Genomic DNA, 16,862 nt, shown 5'->3' with positions numbered 1-16,862 from the left:
CATGTTGAAAAGAAAGGAAGGATTACATCTGAGGAGGTCAGAACAGTTATTATGTTTAAAAGCAAAAAAGTATTCTTATTATCCTTTCTTGGCTTTCTACTCATAGGGTTAACTATCATTTTTACTTTGATACAAAGCAATAGAGAGTTCCTTTCGCAATTTCAAAGTTATTCAGTCACTATTGATAATCAATCCAGTTATGATGTTGTCTCACTAGAGCTTGGGGTGCTGACCGGAACAGACACATACGATAGTGTGAAAGAGGAGAATAAGCATATTTTTAGTAATGTTCTAAAAAGTGGTGAAAAAAAGAAAATAAAACCTAATATATCCTTGGGGGGAAAAGAGGGAGGGGTTTATTTAGGTTATGTTAACTCAGAAGGAGCTGTTTTTAAAAAAGGAATATGCTCTTATACTGAATCATTAACAGGATTTTCGGAAGTAATCATCACGGATAACGGAACTGAAGTAATAGAAAATTGCTGGTAATATTTAAGAATAATAATGAAGAAAAGATGATGTTTTTTAGGGCATCATCTTTTCCAATGGGAGTCTTTATTTGAATAGCTGTAGGATGTGCTTTAACGGTAGATGTAACCTCGTTAAGGTAAGCAATCAATATTTTATTTGTAAAGAAAGCTGCGTTAAAAGCATCCATAACATTGTTTTGATGACTTGTGCTAGATATCGATTTAGAAATCAAAGTTGTCCGGATCTGGACCGACGCGCACATTTTGATTCAAGCCGTCGATTTGTGCGATTTCTTCTGCGGAAAGCTCGAAGTCGAAGATGGCGGCATTTTCGATAATCCGATTTTCTTTAATCGATTTAGGGATAGTGATGATGCCATTTTGCAAATCCCAACGCAAAATCACTTGAGCCGTCGATTTTCCATGCTTGTCGGCAATGGCTTTCAAAATGGGCTCATCGAGCAATTTTCCCTGCATGAGCGGTGACCAAGCTTCAATAACAATACCATGCCCGCTAGCGAAGCTTCTAATTTCTTGCTGCGTAAGGCGGGGGTGAAGCTCAATCTGATTGACCATAGGCTTGATTTCCGCATCCTTCAGGACATCCTCCAGATGATGAATCTGGAAGTTGCTGACGCCGATTGCTTTCACGCGGCCTTCTTTATACAACGTTTCCAGTGCACGCCAAGCTTCTTTATATTTGCCAGCCTTAGGCCAGTGGATTAAATAAAGGTCCAAATACGCTAGTCCAAGCTTTGCTAGGCTAGTCTCATATGCGGCAATCGCCGTCTCATAGCCGAGATCGGAATTCCACACTTTGGAGGTGACGAACAGATCTTCACGGGCGACCCCGTACTGTTCCATCGCTTCTTTGATTGCTTGACCCACGCCTTCCTCATTCTGATATACAGCTGCGGTATCAATGCTGCGGTAGCCATTTTTAATCGCTGCTTTAACCGAGCTGACGACTTCCTCGCCATCCTCTACTTTAAATACGCCAAGTCCGAACCAAGGCATTTTGACGCCGTTATGAAGCGTGACCGTATCCTGCAAATGTTGTGCTGTCATAAATGAACTCTCCTCCTGAAAAAAAGTATAATTGAGCCGCAATATAATTTGCAGCATTTAACTCATTGCTCACTGACAACTGTAATTATGCACCCTTGCATGCGGAAAGAACAGTACGCACTTTAAAGTACCCATATTGCCAAAAAGTAATCTTTTCCTATGTCCGCCGCACAGCCATTTTCTCCACGCCCCTTGTGTTCGGGTAGTATTTTTGGGACAATAATGTTAAAGAAGAACGGATCGGTCGTTCAATGCAGTGGAAAGAGGAACAATCATGATGAAACCATCCATTTATGGATTAACCTTCGAGCAGCTAACCGCTTGGCTGCTGGAGTATGGACATAAGAAATTCCGCACGACTCAGGTGTGGGAGTATTTGTACCGGAAACGGGTCACGTCCTTTGAGGAAATGACGGACGTCAATCCGGAATGCTTGAAGTTGCTGGCAGAGCATTTTGCCATCCAGACGCTGGCAGAGCATACGCTTCAGGAGTCGGCGGATGGAACGCGCAAATTCCTGTTCAAGCTCAGCGACGGCAATCTGATCGAGACGGTGCTGATGCGGCATAAGTTCGGCTTGTCCGTCTGTGTGACGACGCAGGTAGGCTGCAACATCGGCTGCAGCTTCTGTGCGAGCGGGCTGCTGGCGAAGAGTCGCGACCTGACAAGCGGCGAAATCGTTGAGCAGGTGATGAAGGCGCAGCTGTATCTGGATAAGGAGCAGCAGGGCGACCGCGTCAGCCATCTGGTCGTTATGGGCATTGGCGAACCGTTCGACAACTATACGAATCTGGTCGATTTTCTGCAGGTCATCAAGGATCAAAAGGGGCTGGCGATTGGCCCGCGGCATATTACCGTTTCGACAAGCGGCTTGACCAAAAAGATTATGGATTTCGCCGACAACGATCTTGGCGTCAATCTGGCGATTTCGCTGCATGCGCCGAATAATGAGCTGCGCACGCGTATTATGAAGATCAATCGCGCATTGCCGATTGAGAAGCTGATGGAAGCCATTGATTATTATTTGGCCAAGACGAAGCGGAGAATTACGCTCGAATATATTTTGCTCAAGGATATGAATGATCAGGTGGAGCATGCGCTTGAGCTGGTCGAGCTTGTAGCGGATAGAGGGTCACTCGTAAATGTGAACCTCATTCCTTATAATCCGGTCGATGAGCATAGCCAGTATCAGCGCAGCGAGCCGGAGTCGATCCGGGCGTTCTATGATACGATTAAGAAAAATGGCCTTAGCTGCAGCGTTCGACTGGAGCATGGTACGGATATTGATGCGGCCTGTGGACAGCTTCGCAGCAAGCAGATCAAGGCATCCAAGGATCAAGTGCCGCAAGAAAGCGCGGCTAGATAGCACATAGCAGGTTGGGCAGCAGCAAGGCATACGGGCATCTCCGACTGCTTTTTTACAGGCGGCAGGGGATGCTTTTTCTAAAATATAAGCATTTATAAGCGCCACGCCGCCAAAGAATGGCGCCAGCCGTTTCACCTTGTAAAGCGGCGTTGGACATAAGGCAGTCTTCGCATGTTGAGGCGAATTAGGTTAGAATGAACAATAGAATGCTGGACAGGAGCTGTTAAGATGTCGAAAGATAGAGAAGAAATTATATTAACGCAAGAGGGGCTTGCCCAGCTGGAAGCGGAGCTTGACGATCTCAAATATGTGAAGCGCAAGGAGCTCGCAGCCCGGATCAAGCTGGCCATCAGCTACGGCGACTTGAAGGAAAACAGCGAGTACCATTCAGCTAAAAACGACCAGTCTTTCATGGAAACTCGGATTATTATTTTGGAAAAAATGCTTAAGAAGGCACGCGTCATTGATGTGGAAGCGCTGGATACGAGCCGGGTCAACATTGGCTTCACCGTTATTTTGAATGATGTGGAATTCGCGGAGAAGCTGGAATACAAAATCGTTGGCACAGAAGAAGCCGATGTAGCAAGCAATAAAATATCCTACGAAAGCCCGCTTGGCAAAGAGCTGATGGGCAAGGAAGTAGGCAGCATTATTAGCGTGAATGCACCGATGGGCATCATTAAATATGAACTGCTCGAAATTAAGGCTTAGCGCAAGAGCTTATTCGTGGTCAAATAGAGGAGATATGGACAATGGCTAGAAAAAAAATCATTCATACAACGGTAGAAGACAAGCTGAATCATAAACTAACGGTGCTGCTCAAGGAATGGGCGGGACAAAGCGGCTTTTTTGGCTACAAGGATATGGATTTTGAGCAGGTGCTGGCTTTGGTGAACACAGCTGGCTGGAAGACGGAGCTGGATGATTCCGATCCGGCGGTTCGTGCTGTCCGCATGGTCAAAGAGGATACGGTTAAAAAAGCGAAGTTTATTTTGGATGAAAAAGGCCGCGTTATAAAGATTGACTAAGCCAATCGAGCTGTAATGGGCTGCTTCAACCTCGCACTCTACAAACCGAGTTGCCGTGTCAAAAGCCCGGCGTGCAGAAGGCCTTCCCATGAGGGGAAAGCTGCCTGTGCACCGGGTTTTTTCCCATTTCATCTCCGATATGGAGCGGGTCTCCATATTTTCGGGAAAATCGGCAATGCTATGCTTATGCAGCGAAGTTTACAAAGCATTTACCGTACTTTAATACAGCTATAAACTTTCAAGCTTATACTAAGGACAAATAATGAAATGAGGCGTTCTATGACAGTCGATCCGATGGCTCAATTTGAGAAAAAGATGATCATCCGCAATATAGAAACGGCAGATATCGACCAAATTATTTCGCTGCAGCTCCTTTGCTTTCCTAATATGGCCCCATGGAAAAAAGTTCAGCTCGAAAGCCATCTACGCATATTTCCTGAGGGGCAAATTTGCGTGGAGCTGGATGGCGAGATTATTGGCTCCTGCTCCAGCCTGATCGTTAACTTCGACGACTATTTGGAGCAGCATACGTATTCGGAAATTACGGATAAAGGCTTTATCCGCAACCATAACCCGCGAGGCGGGAGCCTGTATGGGATGGAGGTTATGGTGCACCCCGATTATCGGAGGATGAAAATCGGCAGACGGCTGTACGAAGCACGCAAGCGGCTGGCCGAGAAGCTTAATTTAAAAAGCATTATTGTCGGGGGGCGCATTCCCGGCTATCACAAATACAGCGACAAGCTGACGCCGCGGGAATATGCGGAGGAAGTGCTGCAGCAGAACATCTATGATTCGGTGCTGACGTTCCAAATGATGAACGGCTTTACGCTTAAGCGGATTTTGACGAACTATTTGCCCGATGATGATGATTCGATGAGCTATGCCTCCTTGCTGGAATGGAACAATATCGACTACAAGCCGAGCAGCAGCAAAATCCATTACAAGCTTTCATTTCCAGTGCGTATTTGCGTCGTTCAATATATGATGAAAAAAATTGACTCCTTCGAGGAGTTTGCGACCCAATGCGAGCATTATGTCGATGTTGCGGCCGATTATAAATCGGATTTTGTCGTATTTCCGGAAAATGTGACGATGCAGCTGCTCTCTTTCCTTGATGACCGCTCGCCCAGCCTTGCGGTGCGCAAGCTGACGACATTTACAGTGGAATACGTGGAGCTGTTCACGGAGCTTGCTGTTAAATACAATGTGAATATTATCGGCGGCTCGCATTTTGTGGAGCGGAATAACCGCATCTACAATGTAGGGCATTTATTCCGCCGCGACGGGACGATTGAGCAGCAGTACAAGCTGCATATTTCACCAAATGAGCGCAAATGGTGGGGCATCAACGGTGGCGACAGGCTGGAGGTGTTCGATACCGACTGCGGCAAAATTTCCATTCAGCTGAGCAGCGATATTGAATATCCGGAGCTGTCGCGCGCCGTGGCGGAAGCGGGTGCGCAGTTGATTTTTATCCCTTTTTGTGCGGAGGATCGCCAGACTTTTCTAAGGGTTAAATATTGCGCGCAGGCGCGGGCGATTGAAAATCAGGTGTTTACGGTCACCTCGGGAACGGTCGGCAATTTGACCCATGTGGACAATGTCGATATTCAATATGCGCAGTCCGGCGTATATACGCCAGCTGATTCCTCATTCCCGCGCGATGGCATTGCCGGAGAATGCAGTGAAAATACAGAGACGATTATTATGGTCGAAGTCGACATGGAAATTTTGCAGCGCTACCGCAAGTCCAAGGATGTGCTGACGTTCCGCGACCGCAGGACGGACATCTATTCCTTGCAAATTCATTCGTAGCATTAGGAGGCGCCTATGAGCCCATTTATGGTAGCAGCTGTGCAGCATAGCTTGACGGGCATCACAGCCGAGGCAGCATTTTGGCAAAAAATTACGGTTACTATTCAGGAGGCCGCAGAACGTGGCGCGGACCTTATCGTGTTTCCCGAATATATGACCGCACATTTGCTGGGCTTTACGGAGGAAATGGATCATGAAGCAGCCTGCCGTTACTTAGACAGCTATACCGAGGATTATATAGCCTTGATGCAAAGAAACAGCCGCGAGCAGGGCCTGATGATTTTGGGCGGCACCCACATTTGCAAGGAAGATGGGAAGTTTTTCAACAAGGCATTCCTGTTCTTCCCGGACGGACGGATAGAAACGCAAAGCAAGCTGCATCTAACGCCTGAGGAACAGACACGCTGGCCGCTGACGGCAGGGGACAGCGTCAATATTGTGGAGACAAGCTGGGGAAAGCTGGCGATACTGACCTGTTATGATATCGAGTTTCCCGAGCTGGCAAGGCTTGCTGCCGATCAAGGCGCGGAGCTGCTGTTATGTCCGTCCTACACGGATACCTCCTTCGGCTATTACCGGGTGCGCCTCTGCGCGCAGGCTCGGGCGATTGAGAACCAGTTGTTCGTTGTGCTTAGCGGCATCGTTGGGGAGCTTAGTGAGGATCGTCCGCAGGTTGACCGCGGCTATTGCCAAGCGGGGCTTTTCACGCCCTGCGATGTGCCTTTTGCCGAGGATGGCATATTGGAGACAGGTGAGCTGAATCAGGACATGTTCGTGATGGCGGAGCTGGATTTTTCCATGCTGCGTACGAATCGGGAGCAGGGGCTGGTCGCTCCTTTTTATGACCGCCGTCCTGACCTTTATAAACAACAAGAAAATAGGCTGCTGAGGGAGTGCTGAAGATGGAATATTCAACGTATGGCCGCCATGTCGCAATGGACGCGTGGGGCATTGCATTCGAGCATTTGAACGCCGCTGATCTATTGAGTCAGCAGATGGTACAAGCAGCAGAGGCGAGCGGCGCGACGATATTATCCGTGCAGGCTGAGCAGTTCGAGCCGCAGGGCGCGACGGTGCTCGTCATGCTGTCCGAGAGCCATATGTCGATCCATACGTATCCCGAGAAGGGCTTCGCCGCGCTCGACTGCTACACCTGCGGCGACACCGTCGATCCGCATGTTGCTATTCAAGCGATGCTCGTGTTCCTTCAACCGCAGAAAACCGCTGAGGTGAAAATAACGAGGGGGATGGGCGAGCTCGTTATTCACCGTTACCCGCTAGCGAATCGAATGGAGTCTGACGCGAAAGTTCCGGCTTCCGTCCTTGGGAGCGAGCAAGGGGAAGGGAAAATGAAGCCGTAGTCGTATCCAAATGATTTCGCCGAATTCCTACAGTAGCCGGACACCAGCGACGTTATTTCGGATAAATGAACGACTTTTGGACTTAGGCGGACACCAGGGGCCTTATTTTGTTATTATCCTATTGTGTATATTCCGTTTAGACTAATAACGGATTTGTAGTCCGCACAATTAGATCTAGCCCCTCTATTCCTCAAATAGCGGATCTCGTGTCCGCTAGAAACCAAAATGAGCAAGCGATCTGGTGGCTCCGCTCATTCGAGATTAATACGAGTAAGCTCTTAATCAACAAAAAGCTCAAAAGCTCAAAAGCACAAAAAGCACAAAAAGTTCAAAGATCAAAAGCTCAAAACACAAAAGCTCAAAACACAAAAGCACAAAAAGCGTCAAGCCAGCAGGCTTGGCGCTTTTTGTGCTGTGCATATGCATATGATTCAACAGCCTGTTGGGATTGCTAGCTGATGTGGCTATGAGTAGCTTGTGTAGCTATCACTAGACCGTGCGGCAGAGATACAGTGACCACGGATACCGTATCGTTAGCAGGAGCAGCAAGGGCTGACAACGCAGGGTCATTGCGGCTATGAGAAGACTCATTGGCAGCTGTCTGGTAGCCGATGAAGCCGATCTGGAGCAATACAACTGCGGCGATGAGCCAGCTCCTTTTTCCAACGAAAAATTCGATTTTAACGCTTGCCTCATGAGGATCTCCACCCTTCAACAGGCGGCGTGCAAACCAGTAGGAGACGCCGAGTGCGACAATGCCGAGCAGCGCAAGCGTGACCGATTTGTTCAGCAGCGTCCACAAATAATCGTAATACTTGATCGCGAGAAAGAGGAGCCAGAAGAAGAAGCTTTCCGCTGTTTCCAGCGCTTGCTCGCGTTTGATGAATAGGAACACCGCAGCTGTCAGCACAATGAAGGCCAACACATTGAATATCGCTACTGAAAAAGTAAATACAGGGTCCAGAGATGTCAGCCATAGGAGAAAAATAAAGCTGAACAGCAGGCTGCCTTCCCTCAGATGGGCGAGCCGCTCGCCATTCGATCTGGCGAATGAGCTGCCGTATACCGCCGTATTAAGCACGGTCAAGGAAATGATGATGCTGGAATATGCATCGTGCATGTTTTGGAATAGCTGATAAAGCACAATGGCAGCGGCAATATTCATCAGCGTATAGGTGATCAATTGCTGCATGCGCCCTTGCAGGCGAAGCCAGCTGATGATCGCAATAGCTAAGAAGATGATGCTCAGCGGCGCTTTTTCGATCCAGGCAATGGACACGAGCCCCATAGCGAAGCCAACGGTAAACACCGTATAGCGAACGACCGTATTTACGCGTGGCAGCAGAAGCATTGGCACGATGAACAGCAGCGATAGAGCATACAGGGCGTGCTGCGTCTTCAGCGGTCCATGTTCATCCGTTAGCAGCACAACAAGGCCAATAACGGAAATGCTGCCGATGATGATGCCGACAATTGTAATGACCGTAGAGACGATGCTGCCCAGCAGATGATGGTCAGTGGTCCGACTCGCGGCGCCATTCACTTGCTGAGGGACAGCTTCCACAGCAGACATATCAGACTCTTTAACCTCTTCTGCCGTTTTCTCTCCAGTTGAGGTTTTATTGCCTAGCTTGTTCATATAGCGGAAAAACAGCACGTTTGCTGTAAGCAGCACGATAACGAACAGGATGCCGAGAACGAAACGAAAGACGGATTCGGTTTCCAACGAGAAACGGATGAATTTTGCCACCGTATAAGCGGATGCCGCTAATGCGGTAAGGGTTAGCATCGTTTTATCAAGACGAATGCGCATGAAATAATAGAAGCAGGCCGCTATGACGGCGATATCCAAAACATTCATGAAGAGCGACAGGCCAGCATGGTCAAAGGCGCCAGCAAGGTTAAGCAGCGAAATGTGAAGCATCACAAAGCTCGCCAGCCGAACGATTTCAGAAGCTAGCCGCTTCGTCTGTGCTAGCAGAAATAAAGCTAGATTAAATATGACAAATGTGGAATCAGCAAGCAGGGTGTTCATTTCCACATTCGGTGTAAACAAACGATAATCGAATAAAAAATAAAGCGTGAAATGCGCCAATATATACGTCAGCACATATAGCGGCTTGTATCGCGTAATCCATGCGAGCAGCAGGCTCGGCAGAAATGAAATCAGACAAATGATGAAAGGTGGCTGATGCAGGTTATAAATTTGGTCAGCAAGCGCTGCAGCTGCTCCAAAGGCGATGCAGCCTCCGACGAGGAATATGCCGCTTAGAAAAGCGGACAAGCCAAGCGGAAGCTTGCTCCGGGAGAAGCCGAAGGACAGCACATAGAAAAATAAAACGAATCCGGCGGAGGTCAGCATCTTCTGAGAGCTGCTAAACCCGTCCCAATTCGCAGCGAATAAATAGAAGATAGCCGCAAGCAGCAGTGCAATGCCCATCAGGGAGCCCATTCTTATCATGTTTGTACGCAGCATAGCGTTCACTTGCCTTTCCTTGGGAGTATACGTCTCATTATATTCTCCTGTTTCCCCTTGAACTAGTACTCACTTTTTGTAGTACCGAAGCACTCAGCTGCGGATCGAAACTATTTTCCTGATTTTGGCGTTTAGATCATAGGAGTAGAAGAATCGAGAGAAGAGGGTGGTTTATTGTGATTCTGAAAATAGTGCAGGCGGCAGCTGTTTGTCTCCTGCTGCTCACAGGCTGCTCCGCAGCCGAGAATGCGCCGCAGCAGTTAGAGTCTTCCGCGGCTTCAAGCCCGAGTGAAACGGCTAATGCGCCCGCCAACACGGCCGCCGATTTTGAACCGGGGATGGATATTGATTGGGAGGCTTCTCAATCCGAGCTGAAGGAGCAAGGGATGGCGGAAATGCTGCAAACGAATTTGAAGGCGCTGTTGAAGCAGGATCAGACGGCATTTAACAGCAGCTTTCTTGACCAAGCGCATTCGGATCCGTTTCAGTTTTATTTGAGCTATTATCAATATTATTTTACGGGAATTGAAGATGTCACTTACTTCGAGTCGGGCAATATCAATGTAGTTGTCAGGGTCGATTTATTGTCTGAGGCAGGTTTCGAAGAGAACAGCGCAATGACCTACACCTTCCAAAAAAGCAAAGAAGGCGGCTACAAGATCGCCGTTATAGATTAGATGGTTTATATCCATGGGCTTGCTTTTTCACGGAAAAACGCAACTTCATCTGGATAAGGAGCGTCTATATTTTCAGTGTATTCAGAGGAAAAAATGACTAAAAAATCTGGAGGTTTTAAGGAAATGAGATTCAAACGGGCGCTTCTGCTCTCCTTATTATTGATTCTATTGATCCCGGCAGGCATTGCGCCTGCTTCTGTACAAGCTGCGGCAGCGAAGGCGATTCAAATTGTTCTGGACGGCGATGTGGTGAGCAGCGATGTTCCTCCCTATCTTCGTGAGGATTTGAACGTAACGATGGTGCCGCTGAGGGTTATTAGTGAAAGTCTTGGCGCACAGGTGAGATGGTCACAGGCAGCCAAGCAGGTAACGATTAGTCAGGACGATACGATTATTACGATGGTTTCGGGGCAAAATAGCGCTTTTGTCAACGGCAGCGTCATTACGCTTGATGCGACGGTACAGACCGTGAGCGGGCGAGTAATGGTACCGCTCCGTTTTGTCAGCAATCAGCTGGGTGTTGCCGTGAGATGGGATAATGAAGCCAAGGTTGTTAATTTGTACAAAGATACCGTTAGCCCGGTGCCAAGCACGCCAGCGAGTCCGGCCGCAACGCCTGCTCCTACACCAGCGGCCACAACGAAGCCGAGTCCAACGGCGACTCCGGTACCCACTGCTATCCCGACCCCAACGCCTGCTGCTACAACAGAGCCGCTGCCGACGGTTGTCGTACCGACTCCCGCCGCGGGCACCGAGCTAAGAGGGGTTTGGGTATCGACGATTTACAATTTGGACTTTCCTTCAACAGCTTCCTATGGAAAACAGGCCATGCAAGAGAAGGAATTTAAGGCATTGCTCGATGATGTACAGGCGATGGGGATGAATGCCGTATTCGTACAGGTTCGGCCATCGGCCGACGCTCTTTACCCATCGGATCTTGTTCCTTGGTCGAAGGTGCTTACAGGCAAGCAAGGGGTGGCGCCTACCTACGATCCGCTGCAATTTATGCTTGATGAGACGCATCGCCGCGGCATGACGTTCCATGCCTGGTTCAATCCTTTCCGGGCGAATACGGATACAGATACGAGCAAGCTCGCCTCCAATCATGTGGCGGTGGAGCATCCCGACTGGGTGCTGACCTCCGGCTCGCAGCTGCTTATTAATCCGGGCGTTCCGGCAGCTCGTCAGCATGTAATTGATGTCATTATGGAAGTGGTTAACCATTACGATATCGATGGCGTACATTTGGACGATTATTTTTATCCGTCCAACATTACGCTGAGCGATGATGACACGTTCAAGACCTATAACAGCAAGAAGCTCGCGACCAAAGCGGAATGGAGACGCAGCAACATTGATGAATTCGTAAGGCAGCTTGACGAGTCGATTCACAGCGTTAGACCAACGGTCGATTTTGGCATCAGCCCATTCGGTGTATGGCGCAACAAATCGCAGGATGCGAACGGCTCCGATACGAATGCTGGAGTAACCGCATATGACAGCATGTCAGCAGATGTGCGCAAATGGGTCAAGCAGGGCTGGATCGATTACGTCGCTCCTCAAGTGTATTGGAGCATGTCCCTCTCGGCAGCGCGTTATGATAAGGTGGTGGATTGGTGGGCAGCCCAAGTGGCGAACACGGATGTCGATCTTTATATCGGCCATGCCGCCTACAAGCTGGGAACGAAAGAAACAGGGTGGCAAACCTCGGAGGAAATCATCAAGCAATTGAAATACAATACGAAGCATCCTGAAGTGAAGGGCGATATTTATTTCAGCGCCAAAGACCTGCGCAAAAACCCGCTCGGCATTATAGACGCATTGAAAAGCTATTATGGAAAGTAAGCGGGAACAGCATCTAAACGCACTTCTATATTTATAAAATATAGCCAAAACAGCAGCTGTGCCCTTTTTTAGGAAAGGGACCAGCTGCTGTTTTTTATCTGCCTCTTCTACTGAAACGCGGCTATGCGGTTTTGGGAATGGGCTTTTTCAAGAAGATGCCGTAGGAGACCGCTCCAAGCAGCAGCAGGCCTGCTCCCAGCAGAAATACATTATTGAAGCTTCCAGTCGTATCCAAAATGTAGCCCGTTACGATTGGTGCGCATGCGGCTCCTAGAAATCCGCCAAAGTTTTGAATGGCGCCCAAGGAAGCGACCTGCTCGCCTGGTGCTATATCTGCTGCCAGTGTCCAGATAACGCCGGAAGGCAGCTGGGATGCAAAATAACCGATCGACAGCATGACGATGCTGAGTGTTGGGATACGTTTGTCCAGGGTATTAAAGAAAAACAATGCTTATGGGAGGACGTTGCAGTTAGGGAATACGATAATAGCCATGAAGAGATCGATGTCGAGCAGCTTCATTTCTTGCTGCGGCTGGACCCCTCGCATAAAGATATAACTGCTGGCTAGCTGGACACAGCATTTAGATGACTGCTAGGCAAGCGCTATTGGTGCTTGAAGAAGAAAAGAGCTGGCTCCAAGCGATAGTTGCTTGTGAGCCAGCTCTTATTCTTGTGTTTATATTTCAGCGTGAAACAGGGAATTGTGGCTTTAAGGTCAGCGTTTATAAAAGGTCCTGGCGTGCCTGCTTCAAGGCATCCTCAAGCCCGCCCTCAACCATCGTCAGCGGGACAGACAGCATAAGGTTGGTTGGCAGCTCGAAGTTCTCTACCTGCATGCCATCCTGATACAATCCAGTTTGCGAATCGGTGCCGGGCAGCAGCTTCTCCGCCTGTGTGCGCTTATCGCTGACGAAGCCGTACAGCTTCTTATTCATCGCGTAGCCAAGCCCGCACTCAAATACCGTGCCGGAATCCGGCTCATGTCCGCGAAAAGGGTTCAAGTTGGCGATGATAATATCGGCCTTCTGCACAAGCTTGACGTTGCCGGCGAAAATCGCCTGTGCCGTCTCCCATTTTGTCGGTGAAGGCTTAATATCTTTATCCAGCGGAAAAATACCTTCAAAGCCGTATGCCTCGCAAAGCTCCTTCATTTGCTTGCCCAGCTCCACAGCATCGGTGCGAAACACCTCGAAGCCTGCCATGTATACTTTTAGTTTTCCAGTTGTCGTCTCGTCCATTTCCATTCTCCTTCGTGCCTGTAGCACGGTTTTAAACTTAATTCTACTACGTCTCTAAATAAACAAGCAATAAAAAGGCGACTGCCCGGCTTGACTGGCTGGTCTTCCAAGTCTATACTGGAACTAATTTGAAGAAGGAGGCTGATGTTATATGAGCACAATGAGCAGAGAGTTAATTGTTATGGCGTCGGTCTCTACGGACTTAAGCTAAGAAGACGGATAGAGCATAAGGCTTCTGCTGGGGGAAGTGCAGCAGGGCTGGGCCGTTTTTGAAGCTTTTTTGTGTCCGCAGGAGACCAAGTTGGTGTCCTGCGGACTTTTTTAAAATATAAGCCTTTATAAGCTTCACGCTTATAACCGGCTTATATTTCACCCTCGAAATGGGCTTTGGCCGCCGAAAGGTGGAGACTGCCCTTTGCGTTTGTGCGTACAGATGCTGCTCCTTGGCATCGCTGTGCGAGAAAAAGACCGCAGGATTATGCTGTGGTCTTTTTTGCTTTACCTAAATAAATAATCATCCAACAAATGGAGGAATACGATTTGACATTGAATAAGGAAAATCAAGAAAACAAGCAACAACCGGAAACACAGGAACACAAAACGCTGCTGCAGGCCTATGGCTGGAATGAGCATTGGGAAGTCGAGCTGCAGCGCATAGCAGCAGGAGGTGTGCCGCTGGTGCCAGCGCGCGTCGTAGCGCAGTTTTCACATCAGTACCGAATTGTGACGGACGCAGGCGAGCAGGCGGCCGTTGTCACCGGAAAATTCGAGTTTGAAGCAGTCAATCGCGGAGATTTTCCAGCGGTAGGCGATTGGGTGCTGGCGCAGCCGCTCCCCGGTGAGGCGAGGGCCGTTATTCATGCGCTTCTGCCCCGCCGCTCGGCGATGGTGCGCAAGGAGGCAGGGCAGCGGGTCGATGTGCAGGTAATCAGCGCCAACCTGGATTATGTTTTTATTACGAATGCCTTGAATCAGGATTTTAATCTGCGGAAAATAGAGCGGTATTTGCTCGCCGTGTGGGAGAGCGGGGCGAAGCCGGTTGTGCTGCTGACCAAGGCCGATCTTTGTGATGACCCCGATCATTATACCGCGCTGGTGGAGGGGATAGCTCCCGGCGTTCCCGTCCATACCGTGAGTGCTTTTGAAAATCAGGGGCGGGAGGCGTTAGCCGAATATTTGCTCCTTGGGCAGACGATCGCGATAACCGGCTCCTCCGGTGTCGGCAAGTCGACGCTGCTTAACTGGCTGGCGGATGAAGAGAAGCAGCGCGTCCAGCAAATTCGCGAAAGCGACGCCAGAGGGCGGCATACGACGACACATCGTGAAATGTTTGTCACGCCGAGCGGTGCGATTATCGTTGACACGCCGGGTATGCGGGAGCTGCAATTATGGGAGTCAGATGAGGGTATGGATACGACTTTTTCCGATATTGGGGAGCTGGCTGCGAGCTGCCGTTTTCACGATTGTCGACATGTTAAGGAGGAGGGCTGTGCCGTCAAGCAGGCGATTGCGGATGGAACGCTGGAGCAGCGCCGCTTTGCCAACTTCAAGAAGATGGAGAAGGAGCTGGCGCATATGGCGCGTAAAGAGGAATCGGTAAATAGGCGCACGAAAAAACAGGCCGAGAAGCGCGTGTCCGCCAAATCGCGGGAAGGCAGACGGTCGGCTTCCGCCTATGTGGCCGATATGGGGGATGATGAGTAACTAGCAGTAACTAGCTCACTAGTGTTAAGAAATAGGTCGGAATTAGGTTAAAGCTAAGCTCGGCAAATGCGAAAACCGCCTGCTCCCGGAAGCCCGGAGACAGGCGGTTTTTCGTGTCTAGTGTAAGCTGAATCTATGATTTAAAAATCCCGTTCAGCGTCAAAAATATCGAACAGCTGGTTCAAATCGATCTCGATGCCGGATTCGGCGAGGTTCGGCTTCGTATTTTTCAGCAGATCATGCAGCACCTCGTAAACCTCCTCGCGTTCAATCGTCTCGATGAAGCCGCTGCGGCTGTCCATTTTATTGAGTGTTGCAGTAAAATCCGTTACGAGCGCGCCCAGAGCAGCGTGTACTTCCGCGGCATTCAAGCCCGAAGCGGCTTGCTTCTCCAGCATGCCAAGCTCGCCCAGCATTTTTTTATAGAGATTCATCGCTTTTTTGGCGTTGGTGCTCGTAATATGCTCACGCCCATCCCAGTCGCGGAATGGATTGGTCAAATTTTCAGCCATCCATTCAGGCTTGCGGGGCTTGGTGACGGAGAGGTCGAGGCCGTCTGCTGCCGCCTTTTTGTAGCGGGCTTTGATCGTCTTGGCGGCATCAGCAGGAAGGCTGTCCAGCCAAAGCATGCCGAGCTGCGGCAGCGTGTCTGGCAGGGGGAACTCCTCGCCGGAGAAGCCGAACAGATCATAGGTTGTGAAGGTGTGCAGCCCCTTGAGCTTGGCGATTTCGCCCATATTTGCAGCGTACCCTGGAGCCCCCCAAATGCGCAGCTCGTGCAAATGAGGAAACTGCCCGGCGAGCTCGGCCAAATCGATGTCCGCTACCCCGCGAATATTCAGTGCCCCTAACTGGCTTAGTCCATAATGGCTTGTCGCTTGCTTGTCCATCATAAGCAGAAGCTCCTTGCCATCATGTTCTGCATGAATCCGCAGCTTATCGGAAACGGGACCGACTAAGGAAAGCTGGCTCAGCCCTTTAGGAAGCTTTAGCGATTCCACTTGCTCAGCCTTCAAGATAAGGCGGCTTAAGCTCGTTCCCGTGAAATCCAGCTCTGTGGCACGGGGATCGTCCAAATGCAGCTCATTCACGAACGGTGTGCTTTGCAAATAGGCGCTAAGCTCAGGCCTATAGGGGTGCGTGGTGTGAATCTGAGTCAAACAGGGCAGCTTATGCAGCTCCGACCAGTCCTCCAGCTGCTCCAGCGCCCCCTGGCGTAACGTGCTTGTCGACAGCTTTGCCGGGAATCCGGCAATGTCCACCTGTTCGTTGGAGCCCGCTGCTGCTTTGAAACGGGCGCGAAGCTCGGCGGGAATCGCCTCCCACTGGAGCTGCCGATATAAGCTGCCGCCCGTCCGCCAGCCGCCATAGCTGTTGCATTCCGCTTCAATAAGCGGGGGAATGTTGCCGACTAGGCGATAATGCTGGGGCACATTGGCGTCCACAAAGCAGTAATCCCAGCGGTCATTCCAAAAATAATAATTGCAAATGAGCGGCTTTATATGCCCCAGCTCGTCCTCGGTCGGCAGCTGGTCGCTGTGCCAATCAAGCTCCAGCACGGCGATTAAGTCTTTTTGACGGCTCGAAGCCTGCTCTTTAATCCTAATAACCTGGCAGGCGGCATATTGCTGAAGCCGTTCTTCATATACAGCAAAAATATCTCCAATCTTGGCGATCATACTATCATCCTTTCGGTACGAGACACAGGTATAAGAAAATTATACCAAAGCGGATGAAGGCAGCCGTCCACCGAAGGGGCTGTTCTTGCTTGAAACAGCTAGGGCTGCGGGCTTAAATCCCGCTCACATAGT

At 49.7% G+C, this 16,862-nt stretch carries 15 protein-coding genes; 10 read left to right on the top strand and 5 right to left on the bottom strand.

What is annotated here, in order from left to right; all coding sequences use genetic code 11:
* The first annotated feature begins 51 nt into the window (after positions 1-51).
* Positions 52-489, top strand: coding sequence for a hypothetical protein (locus MHB80_RS28790; RefSeq protein WP_341280129.1), 438 nt, complete (start codon positions 52-54; stop codon positions 487-489).
* A 203-nt stretch (positions 490-692) separates the two neighbouring features.
* Here MHB80_RS28790 and MHB80_RS28785 read toward each other — a convergent pair whose 3' ends face one another.
* Positions 693-1,538, bottom strand: coding sequence for an aldo/keto reductase (locus tag MHB80_RS28785; RefSeq protein WP_341280128.1), 846 nt, complete (start codon positions 1,536-1,538; stop codon positions 693-695).
* Between the two features lie 274 nt (positions 1,539-1,812).
* Between MHB80_RS28785 and rlmN the strand changes: the two genes are divergently transcribed.
* From rlmN to speD, 6 genes are all read left to right on the top strand, one after another.
* Positions 1,813-2,904, top strand: a complete 1,092-nt coding sequence (gene rlmN, locus MHB80_RS28780; protein WP_341280127.1) for a 23S rRNA (adenine(2503)-C(2))-methyltransferase RlmN — start codon at positions 1,813-1,815, stop codon at positions 2,902-2,904.
* Between the two features lie 228 nt (positions 2,905-3,132).
* Complete coding sequence (greA, locus tag MHB80_RS28775; RefSeq protein WP_046232757.1) at positions 3,133-3,615, top strand: transcription elongation factor GreA; 483 nt, start codon at positions 3,133-3,135, stop codon at positions 3,613-3,615.
* A 41-nt stretch (positions 3,616-3,656) separates the two neighbouring features.
* Entirely contained in the window at positions 3,657-3,932 is a 276-nt protein-coding gene (locus MHB80_RS28770; RefSeq protein ID WP_341280126.1) for a hypothetical protein, read from the top strand.
* A 279-nt stretch (positions 3,933-4,211) separates the two neighbouring features.
* The gene (locus MHB80_RS28765) at positions 4,212-5,750 is read left to right on the top strand and encodes a bifunctional GNAT family N-acetyltransferase/carbon-nitrogen hydrolase family protein (RefSeq protein WP_341283111.1); all 1,539 of its coding nucleotides are present in this window, start codon (positions 4,212-4,214) and stop codon (positions 5,748-5,750) included.
* Positions 5,751-5,765: 15 nt separating this feature from the next.
* The gene (locus MHB80_RS28760) at positions 5,766-6,650 is read left to right on the top strand and encodes a carbon-nitrogen hydrolase family protein (RefSeq protein WP_341280125.1); all 885 of its coding nucleotides are present in this window, start codon (positions 5,766-5,768) and stop codon (positions 6,648-6,650) included.
* Positions 6,651-6,652: 2 nt separating this feature from the next.
* Positions 6,653-7,111, top strand: coding sequence for an adenosylmethionine decarboxylase (gene speD, locus MHB80_RS28755; protein ID WP_341280124.1), 459 nt, complete (start codon positions 6,653-6,655; stop codon positions 7,109-7,111).
* 451 nt (positions 7,112-7,562) lie between these two features.
* On the opposite strand, the gene MHB80_RS28750 is transcribed toward speD, so the two are convergent.
* Positions 7,563-9,587 (bottom strand): DUF2157 domain-containing protein, encoded by a 2,025-nt coding sequence (locus MHB80_RS28750; RefSeq protein ID WP_341283110.1) that lies wholly within the window; start codon positions 9,585-9,587, stop codon positions 7,563-7,565.
* A gap of 176 nt (positions 9,588-9,763) precedes the next feature.
* Here MHB80_RS28750 and MHB80_RS28745 point away from each other — a divergent pair, with 176 nt between their 5' ends.
* Both MHB80_RS28745 and MHB80_RS28740 read left to right on the top strand, forming a co-directional pair.
* Complete coding sequence (locus MHB80_RS28745; RefSeq protein WP_341280123.1) at positions 9,764-10,264, top strand: hypothetical protein; 501 nt, start codon at positions 9,764-9,766, stop codon at positions 10,262-10,264.
* 123 nt (positions 10,265-10,387) lie between these two features.
* Positions 10,388-12,109, top strand: a complete 1,722-nt coding sequence (locus MHB80_RS28740) for a family 10 glycosylhydrolase (RefSeq protein WP_341280122.1) — start codon at positions 10,388-10,390, stop codon at positions 12,107-12,109.
* Between the two features lie 121 nt (positions 12,110-12,230).
* On the opposite strand, the gene MHB80_RS28735 is transcribed toward MHB80_RS28740, so the two are convergent.
* Complete coding sequence (locus tag MHB80_RS28735; RefSeq protein WP_341280121.1) at positions 12,231-12,506, bottom strand: hypothetical protein; 276 nt, start codon at positions 12,504-12,506, stop codon at positions 12,231-12,233.
* Positions 12,507-12,831: 325 nt separating this feature from the next.
* Positions 12,832-13,347, bottom strand: coding sequence for a nucleoside 2-deoxyribosyltransferase (locus tag MHB80_RS28730; protein ID WP_341280120.1), 516 nt, complete (start codon positions 13,345-13,347; stop codon positions 12,832-12,834).
* 540 nt (positions 13,348-13,887) lie between these two features.
* Between MHB80_RS28730 and rsgA the strand changes: the two genes are divergently transcribed.
* Positions 13,888-15,051, top strand: a complete 1,164-nt coding sequence (gene rsgA / locus MHB80_RS28725) for a ribosome small subunit-dependent GTPase A (RefSeq protein ID WP_341280119.1) — start codon at positions 13,888-13,890, stop codon at positions 15,049-15,051.
* Positions 15,052-15,191: 140 nt separating this feature from the next.
* Here the strand turns inward: rsgA and MHB80_RS28720 are convergent, their stop codons facing one another.
* On the bottom strand, positions 15,192-16,730 hold the full coding sequence (locus MHB80_RS28720) for a hypothetical protein (RefSeq protein WP_341280118.1): 1,539 nt from the start codon (positions 16,728-16,730) through the stop codon (positions 15,192-15,194).
* Positions 16,731-16,862: the final 132 nt, after the last annotated feature.

This window comes from Paenibacillus sp. FSL H8-0537, from assembly GCF_038051995.1.
Lineage (GTDB): Bacteria > Bacillota > Bacilli > Paenibacillales > Paenibacillaceae > Pristimantibacillus.
The sequence above is the reverse complement of the archived record's forward strand: the minus strand, read 5'-3'. Positions and strand labels throughout refer to the sequence as shown.